This is a genomic window from Hydrogenobacter thermophilus TK-6 (assembly GCF_000010785.1).
GTDB lineage: Bacteria > Aquificota > Aquificia > Aquificales > Aquificaceae > Hydrogenobacter > Hydrogenobacter thermophilus.
In genome coordinates this window covers 727,913-746,384 of record NC_013799.1, presented here as the reverse complement: position 1 = coordinate 746,384, position 18,472 = coordinate 727,913, and the positions used below count along the sequence as shown (strand labels likewise).

General features: G+C 46.2%; 19 protein-coding genes. 4 read left to right on the top strand and 15 right to left on the bottom strand.

Annotated elements, in window-relative coordinates; all coding sequences use genetic code 11:
- Positions 1-14: 14 nt before the first annotated feature.
- Together HTH_RS04045 and HTH_RS04040 are read right to left on the bottom strand one after the other, a co-directional pair.
- Positions 15-296 (bottom strand): c-type cytochrome, encoded by a 282-nt coding sequence (locus tag HTH_RS04045; RefSeq protein ID WP_012963448.1) that lies wholly within the window; start codon positions 294-296, stop codon positions 15-17.
- A gap of 14 nt (positions 297-310) precedes the next feature.
- Entirely contained in the window at positions 311-1,549 is a 1,239-nt protein-coding gene (locus HTH_RS04040) for a molybdopterin-dependent oxidoreductase (RefSeq protein WP_012963447.1), read from the bottom strand.
- Positions 1,550-1,721: 172 nt separating this feature from the next.
- Between HTH_RS04040 and HTH_RS04035 the strand changes: the two genes are divergently transcribed.
- Positions 1,722-2,819: a DEAD/DEAH box helicase gene (locus HTH_RS04035; protein ID WP_012963446.1), complete on the top strand. Its 1,098-nt coding sequence runs from the start codon at positions 1,722-1,724 to the stop codon at positions 2,817-2,819.
- Here the strand turns inward: HTH_RS04035 and mgtA are convergent.
- The 4 genes from mgtA to rpmF are packed head-to-tail and all read right to left on the bottom strand — an operon-like array spanning position 2,816 to position 7,348.
- A complete protein-coding gene (gene mgtA, locus HTH_RS04030) occupies positions 2,816-5,248 on the bottom strand; it encodes a magnesium-translocating P-type ATPase (protein ID WP_012963445.1) in 2,433 nt (810 codons plus the stop codon). The genes HTH_RS04035 and mgtA overlap by 4 nt on opposite strands.
- Positions 5,221-6,144, bottom strand: coding sequence for a beta-ketoacyl-ACP synthase III (locus HTH_RS04025; protein ID WP_012963444.1), 924 nt, complete (start codon positions 6,142-6,144; stop codon positions 5,221-5,223). The genes mgtA and HTH_RS04025 overlap by 28 nt, the downstream gene beginning before the upstream one ends.
- Positions 6,144-7,163, bottom strand: coding sequence for a phosphate acyltransferase PlsX (gene plsX, locus HTH_RS04020; RefSeq protein WP_012963443.1), 1,020 nt, complete (start codon positions 7,161-7,163; stop codon positions 6,144-6,146). The genes HTH_RS04025 and plsX overlap by 1 nt, the downstream gene beginning before the upstream one ends.
- Positions 7,163-7,348 carry a 50S ribosomal protein L32 gene (rpmF, locus tag HTH_RS04015; RefSeq protein WP_012963442.1) on the bottom strand — a complete coding sequence of 62 codons (186 nt, stop codon included), beginning with the start codon at positions 7,346-7,348 and terminating at the stop codon, positions 7,163-7,165. The genes plsX and rpmF overlap by 1 nt, the downstream gene beginning before the upstream one ends.
- A gap of 48 nt (positions 7,349-7,396) precedes the next feature.
- Between rpmF and HTH_RS04010 the strand changes: the two genes are divergently transcribed.
- A complete protein-coding gene (locus HTH_RS04010) occupies positions 7,397-8,689 on the top strand; it encodes an NfeD family protein (protein ID WP_014462592.1) in 1,293 nt (430 codons plus the stop codon).
- On the opposite strand, the gene HTH_RS04005 is transcribed toward HTH_RS04010, so the two are convergent.
- From HTH_RS04005 to HTH_RS03980, 6 genes are read right to left on the bottom strand one after another with little or no spacing between them, the layout of a single operon-like run.
- Positions 8,677-8,922, bottom strand: coding sequence for a hypothetical protein (locus HTH_RS04005; protein ID WP_012963440.1), 246 nt, complete (start codon positions 8,920-8,922; stop codon positions 8,677-8,679). The genes HTH_RS04010 and HTH_RS04005 overlap by 13 nt on opposite strands.
- Complete coding sequence (locus HTH_RS04000) at positions 8,919-9,221, bottom strand: nucleotidyltransferase domain-containing protein (protein WP_012963439.1); 303 nt, start codon at positions 9,219-9,221, stop codon at positions 8,919-8,921. The genes HTH_RS04005 and HTH_RS04000 overlap by 4 nt, the downstream gene beginning before the upstream one ends.
- Before the next feature lie 32 nt (positions 9,222-9,253).
- Positions 9,254-10,111: a lysylphosphatidylglycerol synthase domain-containing protein gene (locus HTH_RS03995; protein ID WP_014462591.1), complete on the bottom strand. Its 858-nt coding sequence runs from the start codon at positions 10,109-10,111 to the stop codon at positions 9,254-9,256.
- Position 10,112: 1 nt separating this feature from the next.
- The gene (locus tag HTH_RS03990; protein WP_012963437.1) at positions 10,113-10,982 is read right to left on the bottom strand and encodes a 5'-3' exonuclease; all 870 of its coding nucleotides are present in this window, start codon (positions 10,980-10,982) and stop codon (positions 10,113-10,115) included.
- Positions 10,979-11,629, bottom strand: a complete 651-nt coding sequence (thiE, locus tag HTH_RS03985) for a thiamine phosphate synthase (protein WP_012963436.1) — start codon at positions 11,627-11,629, stop codon at positions 10,979-10,981. Before thiE ends, HTH_RS03990 begins: the two co-directional genes overlap by 4 nt.
- A gap of 46 nt (positions 11,630-11,675) precedes the next feature.
- The gene (locus HTH_RS03980) at positions 11,676-12,875 is read right to left on the bottom strand and encodes an immunoglobulin domain-containing protein (protein WP_012963435.1); all 1,200 of its coding nucleotides are present in this window, start codon (positions 12,873-12,875) and stop codon (positions 11,676-11,678) included.
- A gap of 148 nt (positions 12,876-13,023) precedes the next feature.
- Between HTH_RS03980 and HTH_RS03975 the strand changes: the two genes are divergently transcribed.
- Together HTH_RS03975 and HTH_RS03970 are read left to right on the top strand one after the other, a co-directional pair.
- Entirely contained in the window at positions 13,024-14,280 is a 1,257-nt protein-coding gene (locus HTH_RS03975; RefSeq protein ID WP_014462590.1) for a helix-turn-helix domain-containing protein, read from the top strand.
- A 4-nt stretch (positions 14,281-14,284) separates the two neighbouring features.
- Positions 14,285-15,718 (top strand): aldehyde dehydrogenase family protein, encoded by a 1,434-nt coding sequence (locus HTH_RS03970; RefSeq protein ID WP_012963433.1) that lies wholly within the window; start codon positions 14,285-14,287, stop codon positions 15,716-15,718.
- On the opposite strand, the gene cmk is transcribed toward HTH_RS03970, so the two are convergent.
- The 3 genes from cmk to recA are packed head-to-tail and all read right to left on the bottom strand — an operon-like array spanning position 15,707 to position 18,472.
- Entirely contained in the window at positions 15,707-16,378 is a 672-nt protein-coding gene (cmk, locus tag HTH_RS03965) for a (d)CMP kinase (protein ID WP_012963432.1), read from the bottom strand. The genes HTH_RS03970 and cmk overlap by 12 nt on opposite strands.
- Entirely contained in the window at positions 16,378-17,475 is a 1,098-nt protein-coding gene (locus HTH_RS03960; RefSeq protein ID WP_014462589.1) for a type IV pilus twitching motility protein PilT, read from the bottom strand. Before HTH_RS03960 ends, cmk begins: the two co-directional genes overlap by 1 nt.
- A complete protein-coding gene (gene recA, locus HTH_RS03955) occupies positions 17,456-18,472 on the bottom strand; it encodes a recombinase RecA (protein ID WP_012963430.1) in 1,017 nt (338 codons plus the stop codon). Before recA ends, HTH_RS03960 begins: the two co-directional genes overlap by 20 nt.

Here is an 18,472-nt window from a genome sequence, read left to right as displayed (position 1 = left end):
AGATATTTTAGCACTTAGTCCTTCTTACCGTAGTACTTGGTAAGGTACTCCACTATCTTGGGAACATCCTCCTGTTTTACGGGTGCACCAAAGACTTTTATCATCTTGTTAACCTCGGCTTCCCATCCTTTTTTGTCAAGGAAGGGAGAGTTCATCTGTATGTAGTCAAGACTGTGGCATACAGAGCAGTTAGCTTCCACCAGAGCCTTGCCTTCTCCATCTTTGAGCTTGACCTTCTCCTCCCCCGCAAAGGAGAGAGAAGCCAACAAAAATCCAAAGAACATCACCCTTTTCATGTTTTTTTACCTCCTTACACTACCTTTATGTTTATCTTTTGCACCACATTGTGGTGGTATCCTGCCGGGTTCCATATGAGTTCAAAGGTCTGGGTCTGCCCAAGTCTGTTGCTTGCCTTTGCCATTATGGTATAAGCTCCCTTTTTGCTGGGTTTGAACCTGTAGGTGAACTGCCTCCAGGAGTAGCGCCCGTAGTCTTTGCCTAGCTCGGCTTCACGCCAGGTCTTGCCACCGTCGGTAGAGATTTCTACCATGTTTATGCCGTAGCCACCGTCCCACGCTATACCTCTGACTTCAATCACCTGTCCCAGTCTGAAAGTCTGCCCGTCGTTTATGTTGGTTATCAGAGAGTTTACAACTATCTCCGTTATGGGTGTGTTGACAGCAGTTTCCTGAGATATGAACCTGTCCCTTATGGGAAACTTGCCGAGGGGTATTCTGTACGCACTTTTCATCCAAAAGCCGTCAAAGGGTTTGGAAACTACATTGATAGACACTATATGCTTCATCCAGTAAGTGGCAGTCCAGCCAGGCACTATCAGCCTTGCGGGGAATCCATTCCAGTGAGGCAGTGGCTCTCCATTCATCTCGTAGGCTATTATGGTGTTTTCGTCAAGAGCCTTCCAGACAGGTATGCTCTTTACAAAATCAGGCGTACCCGCTGCTACACCCGTGTCTGCACCGTCAACCACCACCTCAAGGGCATTGGCTTTTAGTCCTGCCTTTTCTAAGATATCTTTTAACCTGACTCCCTTCCACTTGGCATTTCCCATAGCCCCATATCCCCATTCTACACCCGCTACATGAGGTTTAAAGAGTCCTCTTCTGTTTCCGGAGCACTGACACAAAGCCACCAGTTCCACCTGTTCAAACTTGGTCTTTAAGTCATTTAGCGTCAGCTCGAGAGGTCTCTCTACCGCATCGCCCCCTACTGTTAGCTTCCAAGTGCGTGCATCCACCTCAGGTATGTTGGAAAGGTGGTACCTCACAAAGAAGACATCGTTGGGTGTAAAGATCTCGTTAAAGTACTTAACTGGGGTTTCGTAGTTGGGAGCTCTGTAGGTCTTTTTTATCAGTGGCTTTTTGCCAGGTAGAGCTTCCAGCACCTGCTCCTCTAAAACTCCCTCGGGAAGCTCCTTTGCCGCAGTACTTAGCAAGGAAGGGTCAACCGATGCCAATACATACTTTGGCACCAGAAGCCCCCCTGCCGTTGCAACAAGGCTGCCTTTCAAAAAACTCCGCCTGCTAAGCATATTTTCTACCTCCTATTTTATTTTTATAATTTGCCTGATAATTGTATTCTATCTAAAAAATGGTTTCAATAAGAAACTTTTATTGCGTTATAAACCCAACTAATATTAGATTATAAGAATTTTTGCAAAAGGTGTAAAAAGGACTATAATTAGATAAGGAGGTTTTTTATTTATGGAGTTTAATTTTCAACAGCTTAGTGAAATACTTCAGAAGGCAATAAGGGATCTGGGTTATGAGGAACCCACACCCATACAGAAGGAAGCTATACCTTTAGCTTTGAAAGGTTATGACATTATGGGTCAGGCGGCAACGGGAACGGGGAAAACTGCTGCCTTTGGCATTCCCATAGTAGAGAAGATAAGCAAAGATGACGGCTTAAAGGCTCTGGTTCTTACACCTACCCGTGAGCTTGCCCTTCAGGTTAAAGAACAGCTCTATGCCCTATCCAAGTACAAAGCTCTTAAGGTGTTTGTCTTTTACGGAGGAACACCTGTAAGGAGAGACCTTGAACTTCTATCCAAGGTTGTACCTAACATAGTCATAGGCACGCCTGGCAGGATAAAGGACCTCCTAAGTAGGGGGGTGCTAAACCTTGGTGGTGTTTCCTTTCTTGTCCTTGATGAAGCGGACCTTATGCTTGACATGGGCTTTGTGGAGGACATAGAGAGCATAATAGCCTATACACCAAAAGACAGACAGACCTTTCTCTTTTCCGCGACCATACCAAAGGAGATAGAACTGCTTGCAAGAAAGCACTTAAAAGATGACTACAAATTCGTAAGGGTAATATCTGCAGAGCTAAAGCCAAAGATAGAGGAGAGGCTCATAAGGCTTAACTCATCCAAGCAAAAGATATCCGAGCTTGAGAGGATACTCAGAGAACATCTTCTGGAAAAAGTTATTATTTTTGTGAGAACCAAGAAGGATGCACGAGATATATCTCAGGAACTCAAAAACAGAGGCTTTAGCGTAGTGTCTTTGCACGGAGATATGACCCAAAGGCAGAGAGAAAACGCTCTCAAGCTTTTCAGAGAGGGTAAAGTGAAAACGGTGGTTGCTACGGATGTAGCCTCAAGAGGTCTTGACATAAAGGGTGTAAGTCTGGTGATTAACTATCAGATACCCGAAGACCCTGAGGTTTATATACACAGAATAGGAAGAACGGGAAGAGTAGGAAGTTATGGCAAAGCATACAGCCTCATAACACCCGAAGACAGCAAAGCCCTTTGGAGGATAAAGAAGGTAAAGGAAAGATATACTGGGGTTTAAAAGTTATACTTTCTGTAAAAGAATTTCTTGACAGCTTCCACGGATATAAAGTAAAGGAGGGTTATCCAAAGGACAAAAGCGTACAGAGGGGTAGGCAGAGGTCTCAACTCTAACATACTACCCAAGGGAGTAAAGGGTAATATAAGCCCTACTATTCCAACAGTGAGTACGGTAAGCATAAGGAGGGGTGAAGGTCTGCTCTTTATAAATATTCTTTGGGTGCGCAGAAGAAGTAATACGAGGATCTGCGTAAATAATCCCTCAAGGAACCATGCGGACCGAAAAGTTTCCTGATTTACTCTAAGCACATACAGAAGGAAAATAAAGGTAATGTAGTCAAATATGGAGCTCAAAGGTCCAAAGAAGAGCATGAACCTTCTTATGAACTCTATGTTCCACCTTTTGGGACTCTTTGTCCAGTCATCATCTACTCTGTCTGTGGGGATTGACATTACTGCACTATCCGTTAGAAGGTTTGCGGTCAATACCTGCTTGGGTAGCATAGGCAAGAAAGGTATCAGAAGGGAGGCTCCAGCCATAGAGAAGACATTTCCAAAGTTAGAGCTTGTTTGCATAAACAGGTATTTCATGGTGTTTATAAAAATTCTCCTTCCTTCAAGCACTGCATCTATAACCGTGTTTAAATCAGACTTTAGAAGTACTATATCCGCGGTTTCTTTAGCCACATCCACCGCATTCTCCACCGATATAGCCACATCCGCACTTCTCATTGCGGCAACATCGTTTATACCATCTCCCATGTATCCTACCACATAGCCTGCCTTCCTCAGAGCGGTAACTACCCTATCCTTTTGCAAAGGTGTAAGCTCTGCAAACACGGAGGTGTCTCTAACTCTTCTCACCAGCGCTTCTTCCGAGAGCTTTTCAAAATCCCCACCGCTCATGATTTCACCCTTAAGACCTATCCGCTCCGCCACATACTTGGCAACAAGTTTGTTGTCTCCGGTTATTATTCTGAGCTCTATACCAAGGCTTAAAAGCTTCTCCACAAGCTCCTTTGCGTCTTTCCTCAGAGGGTCATGTAGAATAAGAAAGCCCAAAAAGACCTCATCTTTCTCATCCTCATAATTCAGCGATTCACCTCCAAAAAGCCTGTAGGCTACCGCTATCAGCTTAAAACCCTGCCCGCTGTAGCGAGCATAAACCTCCTCAATCTTACCTAAGACTTCTTTAATCTCAATCACTTTTTCCTTTACTTGCGCATACTTACACACTTCAAGCACATGGGAGTATGCTCCCTTGGTTATCAGGAGGCTTTCCTCACCTTTTTTAACCAGCACTGATAGCCTTTTCCTGTTAAAGTCGTAAGGAAGTTCGTCAAGCTTTTGAAATTGGGAGATGTCCAAAGTTCCAAAGCTCTTCTTTATAGCCTCATCTACGGGATTTTTGTAGCCTGTCTGAAAGCAGGAATTTACATAAGAAAGAAGAGCTATCCTCTCATCATCCTCGTCAAGGATGTTCTTAACGGTATAGACTTCCATACTTCCTTCCGTGAGCGTTCCTGTCTTATCACAGCACAGAACAGTCATGCTCCCAAAGTTCTCTATGGATGCTAACCTTTTTACTATCGCGTTTTTGCGCGCCATGTATCTTGCACCGTAAGATAGTCCTATGCTTACAACTGCAGGGAGTAGCGCAGGTGTTATACCTATACCTAAGGAGAGAGCAAAGAGCAGTGAGTTGATAACGCCTCTGTTGTAGTAGGCATTTATGGCGAAGACTAAAAGTATGAGAAGGGTTGCTACCTCAAGTAGAGTATAACCAAAGCGCCTGAGACCTCTCTCAAAGTCCGTCTCCCCCTTTCCGAGCCTTAACTTTTCCACGACTTTACCGTACTCTGTATTTCTACCTGTTTTCAAAACCTTCATGATTCCAAATCCGCTAACCACATGCGTACCCATGTAAAGGGTGCTTCCCGTTGTTTTCTCCACAGGATAGGCTTCTCCGGTCATGAGCGCCTCGTTAACAAACAGGTCCTTGGCTTGGAGAACTACTCCGTCCGCAGGCACCATATCTCCCGCCCTCAGAACCACAGCATCTTCCGGAACCACCTCCTCCAGGGGTACATCCTTCTCCTCACCATCCCTTATGACTGTAGCTCTGGTTTTTACAACGGTAAGAAGCTTTTCCACAGTTCTGTATGCTCCTCTCTCCTGCCAGAAGTCCAGAAGACTTCCCAGCAGTATTATGCTCACTATCACAACAGCATCCGTCTTTTCTCCTAGGAATGCGGACAGGATGGCAGTAAAAAGGAGCAACAGGTAGTAAGGGTTTTTAAACTGGTTTAAAAGTATTTCCAGGTCGCTTAATCTCTTTCTACCTTCTACCGTGTTGTAGCCATACCTTAAAAGCCTTTCCTTAGCTTGGCCTGAAGAGAGTCCTAAAACCTCAGGAGCATTGCTCCCCATGTGAGCCCTCCTCCCATGGCTGTTAGCATGACGATATCACCCCTCCTTAGCTTACCTTCCTTGTATGCTTCGTACATGGCTATAGGTATGGAGGCTGCGCTGGTATTGCCGTATTTGTGTATGTTGGAATAGACCTTCTCCTTTGGCATGCCGAGCTTCTCCGCGAGGGCTTCCATTATCCTTATGTTTGCCTGATGGGGTATCATAATGCTTACATCTTCTATGCTAATACCAGCTGACTCAAGCACATACCTGCACACCTCCTCCATACTTCTCACAGCAAGCTTAAAAAGCTCTTTGCCTTTCATGTTTATGTATCCGCACTTGGGAGCATACAAAATCTCCCACAGCTCGCCGTCGGAGAGCATTTTGGAGGAGAGCACCTCACCATCACCTTCACTTATAATAACTGCACCCGCTCCATCCCCAAATAGCACACAGGTGCTTCTATCCTGCCAGTTTACTATCTCGGAGAGTTTTTCAACGCCAACAAGGAGTATCTTCTTTGCTTTGCCTGACTTTATGTAAGCATCCGCCAGCTCAAGCCCGTATATAAAGCCACTGCACGCAGCTGATATGTCAAAGGCATAAGCCCTTTTGGCTCCCAGCTTAGCCTGCAAAAGGCAGGCTGTGGAGGGAAACTTAAGCTCAGGTGTAAGAGTTGCAAGAATTATAAGGTCTATATCTTCTGGCTGTATGTTTGCAGACTCTAAAGCTTCAAGGCTTGCCATGTAAGCCATCTGAGTGACATTTTCGTTATCCGCTATCCTCCTTTCCTTTATGCCCGTTCTGGTTGTTATCCAGTCATCAGAAGTGTCCACCATCTTCTCCAGGTCAAAGTTGGTAAGAACTTTTGGCGGTAAGTAGTACCCAATACCCGTCAAGGTAGTCCCCATCAGATTCTCACCTCTTTGGGGCTTAAGTTTTTTATGTCTTCTGATAGCCTCTCGTTAAAGTGGTGCAGATAAAACTCGTTGGCTACCCTTATGGCGTTCTTTATGGCTTTGGCGTTAGCTCTCCCATGAGTTATTATAACGGGTTTCTTTGCACCCAGCAGGGGAATACCACCGTACTCTGCAAAATCCGCCTTCTTTTTAAAGTTGTTAAGAGCCGGTTTTATCAGCAGTGCGCCTATCTTTGCAAGAAGGCTCTTTTGGACCTCCTCCTTTATCATCTGCAGGACAGCCATACCAAGGCTTTCGCTAGCTTTCAGGATAACGTTCCCCACAAAACCATCGCACACTATGACATCAAAGGTGCCCGCGTATATATCCCTGCCCTCTGCATTGCCCAGAAAGTTAAGCTTGCTCCTTTTGAGGAGAGAGTAAGATTCCCTGACAAGCTCATTACCTTTGCCCTCCTCCTCACCTATGCTCAAAATACCTACTCTTGGATTCTGTATGCCCAGTATCTCTTTTGCATAAGTATGACCTATTATGGCAAACTGCAAAAGATGTTTGGGTTTGCAGTCCACATTGGCACCCACATCTATAAGAACAGTCCTCCCCTTTGGGTTTGGAAGCGCCACGCCTATGGCTGGTCTTTCTACCTCTTCCAGCGCTCCAACCAGAAATTTACCCACAGTAAGAACCGCACCCGTATTGCCCGCAGACACAAGACCATCCGCCTTGTTCTCTCTCAACAAAAGTCCCGCCACATAAAGGGAGGAGTTTTTCTTTTTTAGCACGTTGGATGCAGGTTCGTGCATACCCACCACATCATCCGCGTGGACAATCACAAGCCTCTCTTTATCGCACGCTCCTTCCCTTTCAAGTATATTCCTTATCCTTTTCTCATCACCTACCAGATAAAGCAGGACTTCCAGCTCTCTGCAAGCCAAAAGACAACCTTTAACTATCTCCTCGGGGGCGTAATCACCCCCCATACAATCAACGGCTATCTTGGGTCTATTCATCAACTTACTTTTATGACTTCCCTGCCTTTGTAGTATCCGCAGTAGGGACATACCCTGTGGGGGATAGTAAGCTCTCCGCAATTAGGACAAGACACCAAAGATGAGAGTTTTACTTTAGAAAAGAAGTTTTGAGCTCTTCTGTTGTCTCTTCTCCATCTGGATGTCTTTCTCTTTGGAACAGCCATATTTTACGCCTCCTGAAATTAAGAATGGACTTATTATATCATACCATCATGGATATGCGAAACTTTATAGCACCGCTATTTTTTATGCTTCTTTTCTTCTCTGGAGAGGTTTTTTCAAAGGTGTTTGTAGCTGAGTGGCAAGAAGCCATAACACCCTTGACGGTGGACTACATAAAGAGAAGCCTCTCAAAAGCAGAGGAGGAAGGCGGAACCTTATTTGTGCTGGAACTCAACACACCGGGTGGTCTTGAATCTTCCATGAGGGAGATAGTTCAGGAGTTTCAGAGAACACCCCTGCCTGTGGTGGTTTTTGTATATCCCTCTGGGGGTCGCGCAGCATCTGCAGGAGCCATCATAACCATATCCGCGGACATAGCGGTCATGTCCCCCGGCACCAACATAGGCGCAGCTCATCCTGTTCAGATGGGTGGCGGTGAACAAGACAGTGTAATGAAGGAGAAAGTCCTTCAGGACGCTCTGGCGTTTGTAAGAAGCATTGCCAAAGAAAAGGGCAGGAATGTGGAGGTGGTGGAAAAGATGGTAAAAGAGAGCATCTCTCTAACACCCGAAGAGGCTCTCAAATCAAGGGTTATAGATATGATAGCTACAGACATGACAGAACTGCTTAACAAGCTGGATGGAAGAATTGTAAAAAAACACGGCAGAGAGATAACTTTAAAGACTAAGGATGCCTCCATTTACAGTGTAAAAAAGAGCCTGAGGGAAGAGTTTCTTTCGCTTGTGACCAATCCTACAGTTGCTTACATGCTTTTACTCATAGGTTTTTACGGCATATTCTTTGAGCTTTACAATCCAGGCAGTGTGATCCCTGGCGCCGTTGGTATCATATCCCTTCTGCTGGGTTTGTACGGTCTTGGTGTTGTAGGCATAAACTGGCTGGGGCTTCTGTTGGTGCTTACGGGTATCTTACTCTTGGCTCTTGAGGTGATAACTCCTTCTTTTGGAGGGCTTGCAGTGGCGGGAGGCATAGCCTTAGCTCTTGGGTCCTTTATACTCATAAGTCCAGAATCACCTTACGGAAGCATACCCATCTCTGTTATAGCTACCATGGTGGTTCTAACAGTTGGCTTTTTCCTCTTTGCAGGCAGGTTAGGGCTAAAAGCTCAGAAGAGGAAAAAGATGCTGGGTGTGGAGGAGCTTATAGGTGAGGAAGGGGAGGCTATCACGGATTTTGTCAACGGTAGGGGCAAGGTTTTTATAAAAGGAGAGATATGGAACGCAGTAAGTGAAGAGGATATAAAGAAGGGTCAAGCGGTGATTGTAGAAAGCGCAAAGGGGCTTACCCTTAGAGTTAAAGCAAAGCATGTTCAATCGTACTGACAATAATTCATTCTTTTAGAATACTCATTTATTTTCCTTATTATTAGTACATCCACGGTTCTGCCAAATCTATTGGACAAAGTTTCAAGTACTTCCAACTCTTCATCTGTTAACTCTTTTTTTGAAAAGTCTATGTTTTCGGCTTTTTCATAGGATTTGAGTAGCCATTGTGCGTTTTTATTTAAGAGTTCTAAGTTTTCACAAAAAATTCTTTTTAATTCCTCTATTTTCATATTTTTACACCGTACTTATAAGCTATTTTTGTAAATTCGTTTTTTTCGGGATCGTCCGTTATTATTAAGTCCACTTTCCTATCTCCTAAGGCAAGCTGTAAGTCTACCCTGATTTTTCTTCTTATTCTATAGTCTATTTTACCTGATACTATCAGTATATCAATGTCCCCGCCTCTCTTGGTTAAGTCTGTTCTGCTTCCAAATATGAGTATTTCTGCCGCTGGGTCGTATTTTTTTACTATACTTTTTATTGTCTCTACTTCCTCTTTTGAAAGCCTTACTTTAGCGGTTTCTTCCATGTCTTGTGTTTATTATAAGAGAAGAACAAATTTTATTGGACCTTTCTGTGAAGCAAGAAGATAGCCACAATGCCGTAAAGTGCAGAGGACAGAAGCAAAAAGTTGTGAGCTATAAAAGCTTCCATCAGCCACTCCTTTAGATCCTTGCTGGCAAGCTTGGCAGGTATGGAAAAGCTAAGCTCGTAAGTACCATAGCCCATAAAGCTGTGCACAGGTAATACAGTGCTAAGCTCTCCAAAAGAAAAGGAAAGAAAGCTCAAAAAGTTGAAAGGCATAGTTAATAAACTGGCTATGGCGAGAAACTTAAAAATCACAGAAAGTAGGGAGCAAAGAAGAAGGTACAGAGAAAGTTTGAGATTCATGCTTTGTCTTATGTAATTTTTTAAGTCCTTCAGCTTTCTATAGGAAGGGATAAAAAGGTAAGCCTTGTAAGAAAAGATGGAGAGAAAAAGCACCGCAGAAGAAACCAAGAAAACTATTAAAGACCCTTTCACGGCAGAGTAGACCACCAAGGCAATGGTCAAAATGGCAGAAAGGTCAAACAGCCTTCCCAGAATGAAGGACCAGGTGGATAGCCTTAGGGAAACTCCAAGTTTTTTGGAGTAATAAAACCAGCTTATTTCACCTGTCCGTGCGGGAAGTACATTATTTAAAAAGATGTTGGCACTGTTTATAAGGTATATATCCAAGAAATTGAGCTCCCTTATAAGTGGCTTCCATCTTATGCTTCTTATCACCTGACTTACTGTGTAAAAGAAAAAAGCCAGTAGAAAATTGCCAGAGCTTATACCACTAAAGCTTTCCATCAGCTTATCCGTAGGAACAAATCTAAAAAATAGAAGCAAGAAGATAAGAGATATAGATAGGGGCAACAAAAATCTCTTTATCACTTTAAAAAAGCTCCCTCTGGGAGAGAACCTTTGAGATGTTTTCCACATCCTTTATAAGGCTTTTCATTTCAAGCTCCAGCAGTTTAGCTTTTAGTGCTTCCATATTTGGCTCTTTCATACACAGTTGGTCTTCCTCAATGGTCAGCTCTGGTGGTGGCTGGAGCTTTACCAGATAGTAAGATAGTTCCAGCTTATCCCTGTCTGCGTGGGGGAAGGATGCTTTAAAATCATCAAAGTTTCTCAGTATGTTTTCAATACTGCCGTACTTTTCAAGAACTTTTATAGCGGTTTTTTTGCCTATGCCTTTTACTCCCTCTATGTTGTCCGTCTGGTCTCCCACAAGAGCCAGAAGGTGTGGTATAAGATGGGGTTTGACGCCAAATTTCTCCTCCACCCTCTTTATGTCAAAGACTTCACCGCTTATGGGGTTTATCACCTGCACCTTCTGGGAAACCAACTGGAGAATGTCTTTGTCTGGTGAGTATATCCTTACCGAGAAGCCAAAAGATAGGGCTCTTTCCGTTATGTAACCTATAACATCGTCAGCTTCATAACCTGGAACTTCTATAACTGGAATACCCAGAAGTTTTAAAAGCTCTTTTATGACGGGAATCTGGAGCCTTAGGGGGTCGGGCATGGAGGGTCTTTTGCTTTTGTAGGTGCTGGAGGCTTCTTTTCTTATGGTGGGTGCGGGATGGTCAAAAGCTACCACAAAGCACCTGGTTTTTTCCGCCTTGAGAATGTGCAAAACAGCTCTCATAAAACCGTATATGGCTCCCGTGGGAAAACCGTCCTTTGTAGAAAGTGGTGGGAGAGCAAAAAAGCTTCTGTAAATAAAGGCTGAGCCATCCAGCAAACAGAGGACTTTCATGGCATAAGAAATTTTTCCTTGACGGTGCTTTTGTATATCTGTGCCAGCGTCCTGGCTGCCTTTTCCACATCCTCAAAGCCCAGTATGGCAGAAACCACCGCCACACCTTTTACCCCAGTTTGTAAAACTTCCTTCATCCTGTATGAGGTGATGCCGCCTATGGCTACTACAGGCTTGGAGGTGAGCTTTACCGCCTGCCTGAGTCCCTCTATGCCTACAAGTTTGTAGTTCTCTTTGGTGGTAGTCTCGTAAACAGAGCCAAAGCCTATGTAGTCTATGGGAAGGTGGTTAACCTCCCTGAGGTCCTCCACGCTGTTTACCGAGTATCCTATGTACATGCTCTCGCCCACTATCTTTCTTACCACATCGGGGGGAAGGTCTTCCTTGCCCACATGCACACCGTCAGCACCCACCGCCATAGCCAGGTCCACCCTGTCGTTGACCACCAGGTCCGCGCCGTACCTTCTGGTCAGCTCCCTCAAAACCAGCAGCTCCTCGTACATCTGCCTGGTGCTCTTGTTTTTAAACCTGTACTGAAGCGCAGTGACACCTCCCTGAAGAGCCTTCTCTATGGTGTCCACCAAGTCTCTACCCACAAAGTACTTGTCATCCGTCACCAAATACAAAGATAGATTCATCCTACCCATAACCTTATTTTAAGCAAAAAGGGGAGGCAAAAGCCCCCCAAAGGAATTATGACCTTCTCAGTCTTCTAAAGAGAGCCGCACCAGGCAGCATGAGCCAAGCAAGAGCGTTAAGTGGACTTGCGCCAGAGCTCATAGAGCATCCACCTCCGCCTCCACCGCCTGTGCCTGCAGATGAGCCGCTACCCCCTGATGAGCCACCGCTACCTGCGCCGGGTGGCTGTGGAGATGGCTGTGGTTGTGGCTGGCTTTGCTGAGATACTCCCGTGCCTGTTATGTATATTTTCACTGGGTTGGGTGTGTTGTAATACACCTCAAGGAAGGCTTCCTTCTTGCCTTCGCTCTTTGGCTCAAAGATTATTCCCACTGTGCAGTAGCCTGACAGGTTAAACTGCTGAGCTCCGCAAGGTCTTTCTCCTGCGTTCAGGTCAAGTATGAAGTTCTGCTCCTGAGATGGCTGCAAAGCTCCTGTCATAGCGTTAGACTTCAATGACGCTCCTTGAAGTGCTGGTCTGCTAAACTCGTTTATCCTGATGCCGCTTATGAAGATAACATTCTGGCTTTCTATCCTTACTATGGCAGGTCCTTTTCTGGTAAGTAAAGGCACGTTTTTGAAGTCTACCATATCCCTGCTTCCAAACTCTGATGTGATGTTGGAAACGTTTGGTGGTGGTGCTCCTCCGCCAGCGCTACAAGTTGCAGCAAACTCGCCTATAGCAAAGCCATCAGCTCCAGCGTCGCAGGTTATGGTTATGGTGTTTATCACAGGCGACGGATGTACAAAGGCAAAACCCCTTGCTCCTGCATACCCAGTTATGGGTACTGGTCCAGAGTTGTCCCCCGCGTCAGTTGTCACAGTGCAGTTATATGTGCCAAATTCCTCAGGCTCTACATACAGCATAAAGCTCTCAACCGCCGGGCTTATGGTAAGCGTGAGGGTGGTTTGCCCTAATCCCGTAAAGAATACGGGACCGGTGTAGCTATGCGACCAAGTACCCCAAGATGTAGGAACGGTACGCTTATCCACATTATAAGATGTGGTGAGTGTGTAACCTGCGGGTGCGCCGGGTATGGTACTTACAAGAGTATGGTCTGGAATTGCAGCCTGAGGGGCTGTGTTGAAAAATACGAAGTTGCACCCACCTACCGAGGCTGGCGGGGCTGATGTTCCAAGGTCGTAGTAAGCGCCGTAGGACACGGCAAAGGGCAGCAGTGCCAAGCCTGCCAAAAGCGCTCCTTTCAGCTTCATGATACACCTCCCAAAAGAGATTTTGGATATCTTAGAGCCTCTTTTTTTGTCGTGTCAAGTCGCACCCTTTGTCACACCTTCTGTCGCACCCTCTGTCACACCCCTTGTCGCGGAGGTGTGGTATGCTATTTTTACAAGGAGTTGGGCTGTGGGTCTGGTGGCTCTGAGTGGGTTTGTGCTGTGGCTTGTGTCCTTTCCTATGGCTGGCTTTTTGTTGGGAAGCGCTAACTTCCTTCCCTACTTTCTACTGCCTCATATTGCAGGCTTTGTGCTGTGGTTCTTTGTGGGGGAGAGGCTACTTTCTCTTGCCAATGTATTCACTGCGGTTGCGGCTCTGCTGACTGCGGTCTATCCCTATGTGGACAGTAAGGAGCTGGTCATGTCAGCCATAGGCTTTTTCTCCTCCGCCACTGCTGTCTTGGTGGGCTACAGGCTACAGCTGGGAGCTGTCTGGGCTTTTTTGGGGCTTGCGGTGGGTAATCTTCTCTCTTTTGCTCTTTCCTTGGCACCTTTTGAGGGTGGTGTAAAGTACCTTGTGGTCTCTCTGGGGCTTTTGGTCTTGCTTTTGCCTCTGGAGGGAAAGGTGAATGCGCAAAAGGTGGAGAGGGAGTTTTACAGACTTCTGCCTTTCTTCTTTTTCTTCTACTTGGTGGGTGGTGTTATGTACAAGGGTTTTATGGAGTTCTATGGAAATGTTGCGTACCTTTCTGGTGTTGAGGTGCTCTTTTACGTTCTTGGCGTGCTTCTATCTTACGCGCTTCTCAAAAGATACACGCAGCAAGCTCTTATAAGCTTAGCGTCAGTTTTTCTGGTGATTTCCCTCCCACTTTTTCATATGGGTGGCGATGTCTTTTTAAACGCCGGCATGTTTTCCCTTCAGCTGGGCTTTGGCTTTGCGGACTTTTTCCTCCTACTGAGCCTCTACTCTCTAAGAAACCCTCTTAGGGCTTATCCGCTGGGTTTTTTTGCCGTCTGCGCCGGAATACTCACGGGCTACTTTGTAAGCCTTGCCAGGTATTACGGAGACTTTTTCATAGTGTTTAGTTACCTTGCGCTGTTTCTCTCTGTGCTTTACTACTTTTCGCAGGGGGGCAAAGCTGGGGAGAAGGTAAAAGAGTCAGACCCTCAAAAGCCTGAAGTGCGTAAAACTCCTAAGGATTTTCTGAGAGAGCTTGAGGAGAGCATACCGGACAACAAGAAAAAGCTCAGCGGTAGGGAGCTGGAAGTGCTGAGCATGCTTTTGGAAGGATGCTCTTACGAGGTTGTCTCTGAGCGTATGGGAATTACTACCTCCAGCGTAAGGGAGTATGCCAGAAGGGGACTTGAAAAGCTGGAGCTTAGTAAGGAGGAGCTGTGCGCTCTTTACTCAGAGAATTTTAGTCCCAAGAGCGCTACTTTAAAATAATAATATGAAGGAAAAGGGACCCTTTATTGGTGGCAGGTATTGGCAAAGCGATGAGCTTATAGAAGTGCGCTATCCCTACACGGGTGAGCTGGTGGGCAAAGTGTTTAAAGGCACAGAGGCTCATGTGCAAGAGGCTATAAAGGTAGCCAAGGAAGGCTTTAAAAAGCTCTCCTCCATGACCGCTTACGAAAGGTATTCCATCCTCATGAGAGCCTCGCTGATGCTCCAAGAGAGAGCAGAGGAGTTTGCCAAAAGCTTGGTGCTGGAGGTGGGAAAAACCATAAGGGAGGCAAGGACGGAAGTCCAAAGAGCCATCCAGACGCTGATATTTTCCGCAGAAGAAGCTAAAAGGATAGGTGGGGAGGTGGTGCCTCTGGACGCTCATCCCAACGGGAAGGGAAAGGTGGGCTTTTACATAAGGCAGCCTGTAGGCATAGTCTGTGCCATAACACCCTTTAACTTTCCCCTAAACCTTTCTATGCATAAGGTGGCACCTGCGCTGGCTGCTGGCAACGCGGTGCTTTTAAAACCCTCCGAGAGGACACCTCTCACACCTCTCATGCTGGCAGAACTTTTGGTTTCTGCGGGCATACCACCTCAAGCCATAAGCGTGATTCCCGGATACGGCGATGTGGGCAGAGCCATGACCACCCATCCTGATGTTAGGGTGGTCTCTTTTACCGGCAGCAAGAGGGTGGGCGAGATAATCACCCGTCAGGCTGGCATAAAGAGGGTGGTGCTGGAGCTGGGTTCCAACTCCGCCTTGGTGCTTCACAAAGACGGCAACATAAAAAAGGCTGTGGAGAAAACGGTCTTGGGAGGCTACGCCATAGCTGGACAGGTGTGCATATCCGTCCAGAGGGTTTTTGTGCATGAGGATGTTTTTGATGAGTACCTTTCTGAGCTTAAAAGAGCTGTAGACAGCCTGAAGGTAGGAGACCCCCTGAAAGAAGACACAGATGTGGGACCCATGATAAGCACCTCTGAGGTAGAGAGGGTTCAAGAGTGGCTTTCCGAGGCGGTAAAAGAGGGTGCAAGGCTAGTAAGAGGTGGCGTAGCCTGTGCCGAAAGCAAAGCTTTGCTGGAGCCTACCATAGTTAGCCTACTGCCACCTCATGCCAAGCTCTTTAGGGAAGAAGCCTTCGCACCTGTGGTGGTGGTAAACCCCTACAGGGACATAGAGGAAGCCATAAGAGCCGTCAACGACTCGGAATACGGTCTTCAGGCAAGCATATTCACCAAAGACATAGACATAGCGTGGGAGTTTATAAGAAAGGTAGAAGCGGGAGGAGTGCTTATCAACGAAGGTCCCAACTTTAGGGCAGACCAGATGCCTTATGGAGGCGTAAAAGCTTCTGGCATAGGAAGGGAGGGTCCCAAGTTTGCCATAGAGGACTACACAGAGATAAAAATGGTGGTGTGGGATTTAAATCCTTAGGTGTGGTGCTTTTTCTTTAATTATACTGAGGATTTGTTCTATAACTTCCTCAGCGCTCATGTGAGTGGTGTCTAAAATTATGGCATCCTCCGCAGGTCTGAAAGGGTAAAGGGGTCTTTCCATATCCCTTTTGTCCCTCTCCAAGAGGGCAGAAAGTACCTCCTGGTAGGTGGTTTTTACTCCCACGGCGGTAAGCTCCAAAAAACGCCTTTTCGCGCGCTCCTCTGGACTTGCAGTGATAAAAAGCTTTATGGGTGCGTCAGGAAATATGTGAGTGCCTACATCTCTTCCCTCTGCTACCACCTGCGCATCACCTACAATATTTCTAAAGAAAATTATCATCCTCTCCCTGAAGGCTGGCACGCTACCCACCAAAGAAGCGTACTTTCCCACTTCCTCACCTTTTAGCTCTCTCTCAAGCTTTTTATCCTTGTAGAAAACTTCTGTAATAGCTATACCTATCTTTACCAGCAGTGGGTCCTCAAAGAGGGACAGGAGTTCCTGAGTTTCCACAAGGTTTATGCCTTTTTCCCTTGCTATGTACCCAAAGGCTCTGTAGACGCTCCCTGTGTCTAAGTAAGGGATAGAGAGTGCCTTTGATATACCTTTGGCTACAGTGCTTTTCCCGCTCCCTGCAGGACCATCTATGGCTATCTTCATCAGAAGAGTTCCCTCGTTCCGGAGGATATGCCCTTTAGCTTTAGTTCAAGGTCGCCGGGTTTGCTGGCAAAAAGCAGAGCTGTTGTGTAGTCTATAAGCCCCTTTCTGTATAGCTCTTCCAGATGCTGGTCAAAGGTTTGGGTGCCGTAAACGCTCCTACCCTTTTCAAGCAAAGTGGGTATCTCGTCAAACTTGGTGGGGTCAAGAATGGCTTCTTTTATGGCTGCCGTGTTTATGAGAACTTCAACCGCCGGGATCACACCGCTGCCGTCGGCTTTTGGAAGCAGTCTCTGGGAGAATATGGCTATGAGAGTTTCCGCCAGCTGTATCCTTATCTGCTCCCTCACCTCAAGGTTGAACATGCCTATGAGCCTGTTTATAGTTTCTTTAGCATCAAGGGTGTGAAGGGTTGAAAATACCAGGTGTCCTGTCTCAGCAGCTTGAAGACATATTTGAGCAGTCTCTGAGTCTCTTATCTCTCCCACCATGATAACATCCGGGTCCTCTCTGAGCGCGGCTCTGAGTCCCCTTACAAAGGAGGAGGTGTCTATGCCTATTTCCCTCTGTACTATGAAGGACCTTTCGTCCCTGAAGAGGTACTCAATGGGGTCTTCTATGGTGACTATGACTGAGTCTCTTGTCTTGTTTATGATGTTTATGAGGGCTGCAAGGGTTGTAGATTTACCCGACCCTGTAGGTCCTGTCACCAGCACAAGACCCTTTGTGTTTTCCATGATAACTTTGCGCATCACCTGGGGCAAATTTAGGCGTTCAAAAGGTGGGACATCAAAAGGCACAACTCTGAAAGCGAGACCAAAAGTGTTTCTCTGCTTGTACACATTGACCCTAAAGCGTGCCACACCCGGAAGCGAGTAAGAAGTGTCCGTCTCACCAAACTCTTCAAACTCAGCCAACTTCCTTCTGTTCTTCTCCAGAACTTCCTTCACGAAAAGTTCCATCATCTTATCTTCCACTACAGGAAAATCAGAGAGCTTGATCAGTCTCTTTTTGGCTCTTATGACTGGTGGGCTGCCAGACTTTATGTGAATGTCAGAAGCTCCAAATTCTATTGCTTTTTTAAGTATCAGCTGGAGCAAGTCCCACAACCTCCCTAACCTTTTGCTCTATCTCACCGGCTAATTCAGGGTTTTCCATCAAAAACTTTTTGACTTGGTCCTTGCCCTGACCCAGCTTTAGCTCACCGTAGCTGTACCAAGCACCGCTTCTGTTTAAGACCTTCAGTTCAGTGGCAATGTCTATAAGGTCGCAGAGCTTGCATATGCCCTCACCGTATATCACATCAAACTCCGCCTCCTGGAAGGGAGGTGCCAGCTTGTTTTTGACCACCTTTACCCTTACCCTATTACCCACCTTGTCATTGCTATCTTTTATGTCCCCCACCTTTCTTACATCAAGTCTCATATCCGCAAAAAACTTTAATGCCCTTCCTCCAGGAGTTGTTTCTGGGTTTCCAAACATAACGCCTATTTTTTCCCTAAGCTGATTTATGAATATTATGGCAGTATTTGCTTTGTGCGCCATACCTTTGAGCTTTCTAAGAGCTTGAGACATAAGCCTTGCCTGCTTGCCTACATGCGCCTCTCCCATCTCTCCCTCCAGCTCGTCCTTAGGCACCAGCGCAGCCACCGAGTCTACGACTATTACATCCACTGCGTTGCTGGCTACCAAGCTTTCCACTATCTCAAGGGCTTGCTCACCGTAATCCGGCTGAGATATGTAAAGGCTCTCTGTGTTGACACCTATCTTTTCCGCATACTTGGGGTCAAGGGCGTGCTCTGCATCTATGAACACCGCCACTCCTCCCATCCTCTGCGCAGATGCGATCACATGAAGAGCTAAGGTAGTCTTACCGGAGGATTCGGGTCCGAAGATCTCTATGATCCTGCCTTTGGGAATACCACCTATACCGGTTGCTATGTCAAGGGACAAAGAGCCTGTAGGTATAACATCCACCTTGACCTTTTCCGCGTTTTTTAGGGGCATTATAGAACCTTTACCAAACTTTCTCTCTATCACAGAGAGCACACTCTCAAGGGCTTTTCTCTTTTCAACAGTTTCCTTTTCTTCTATCAT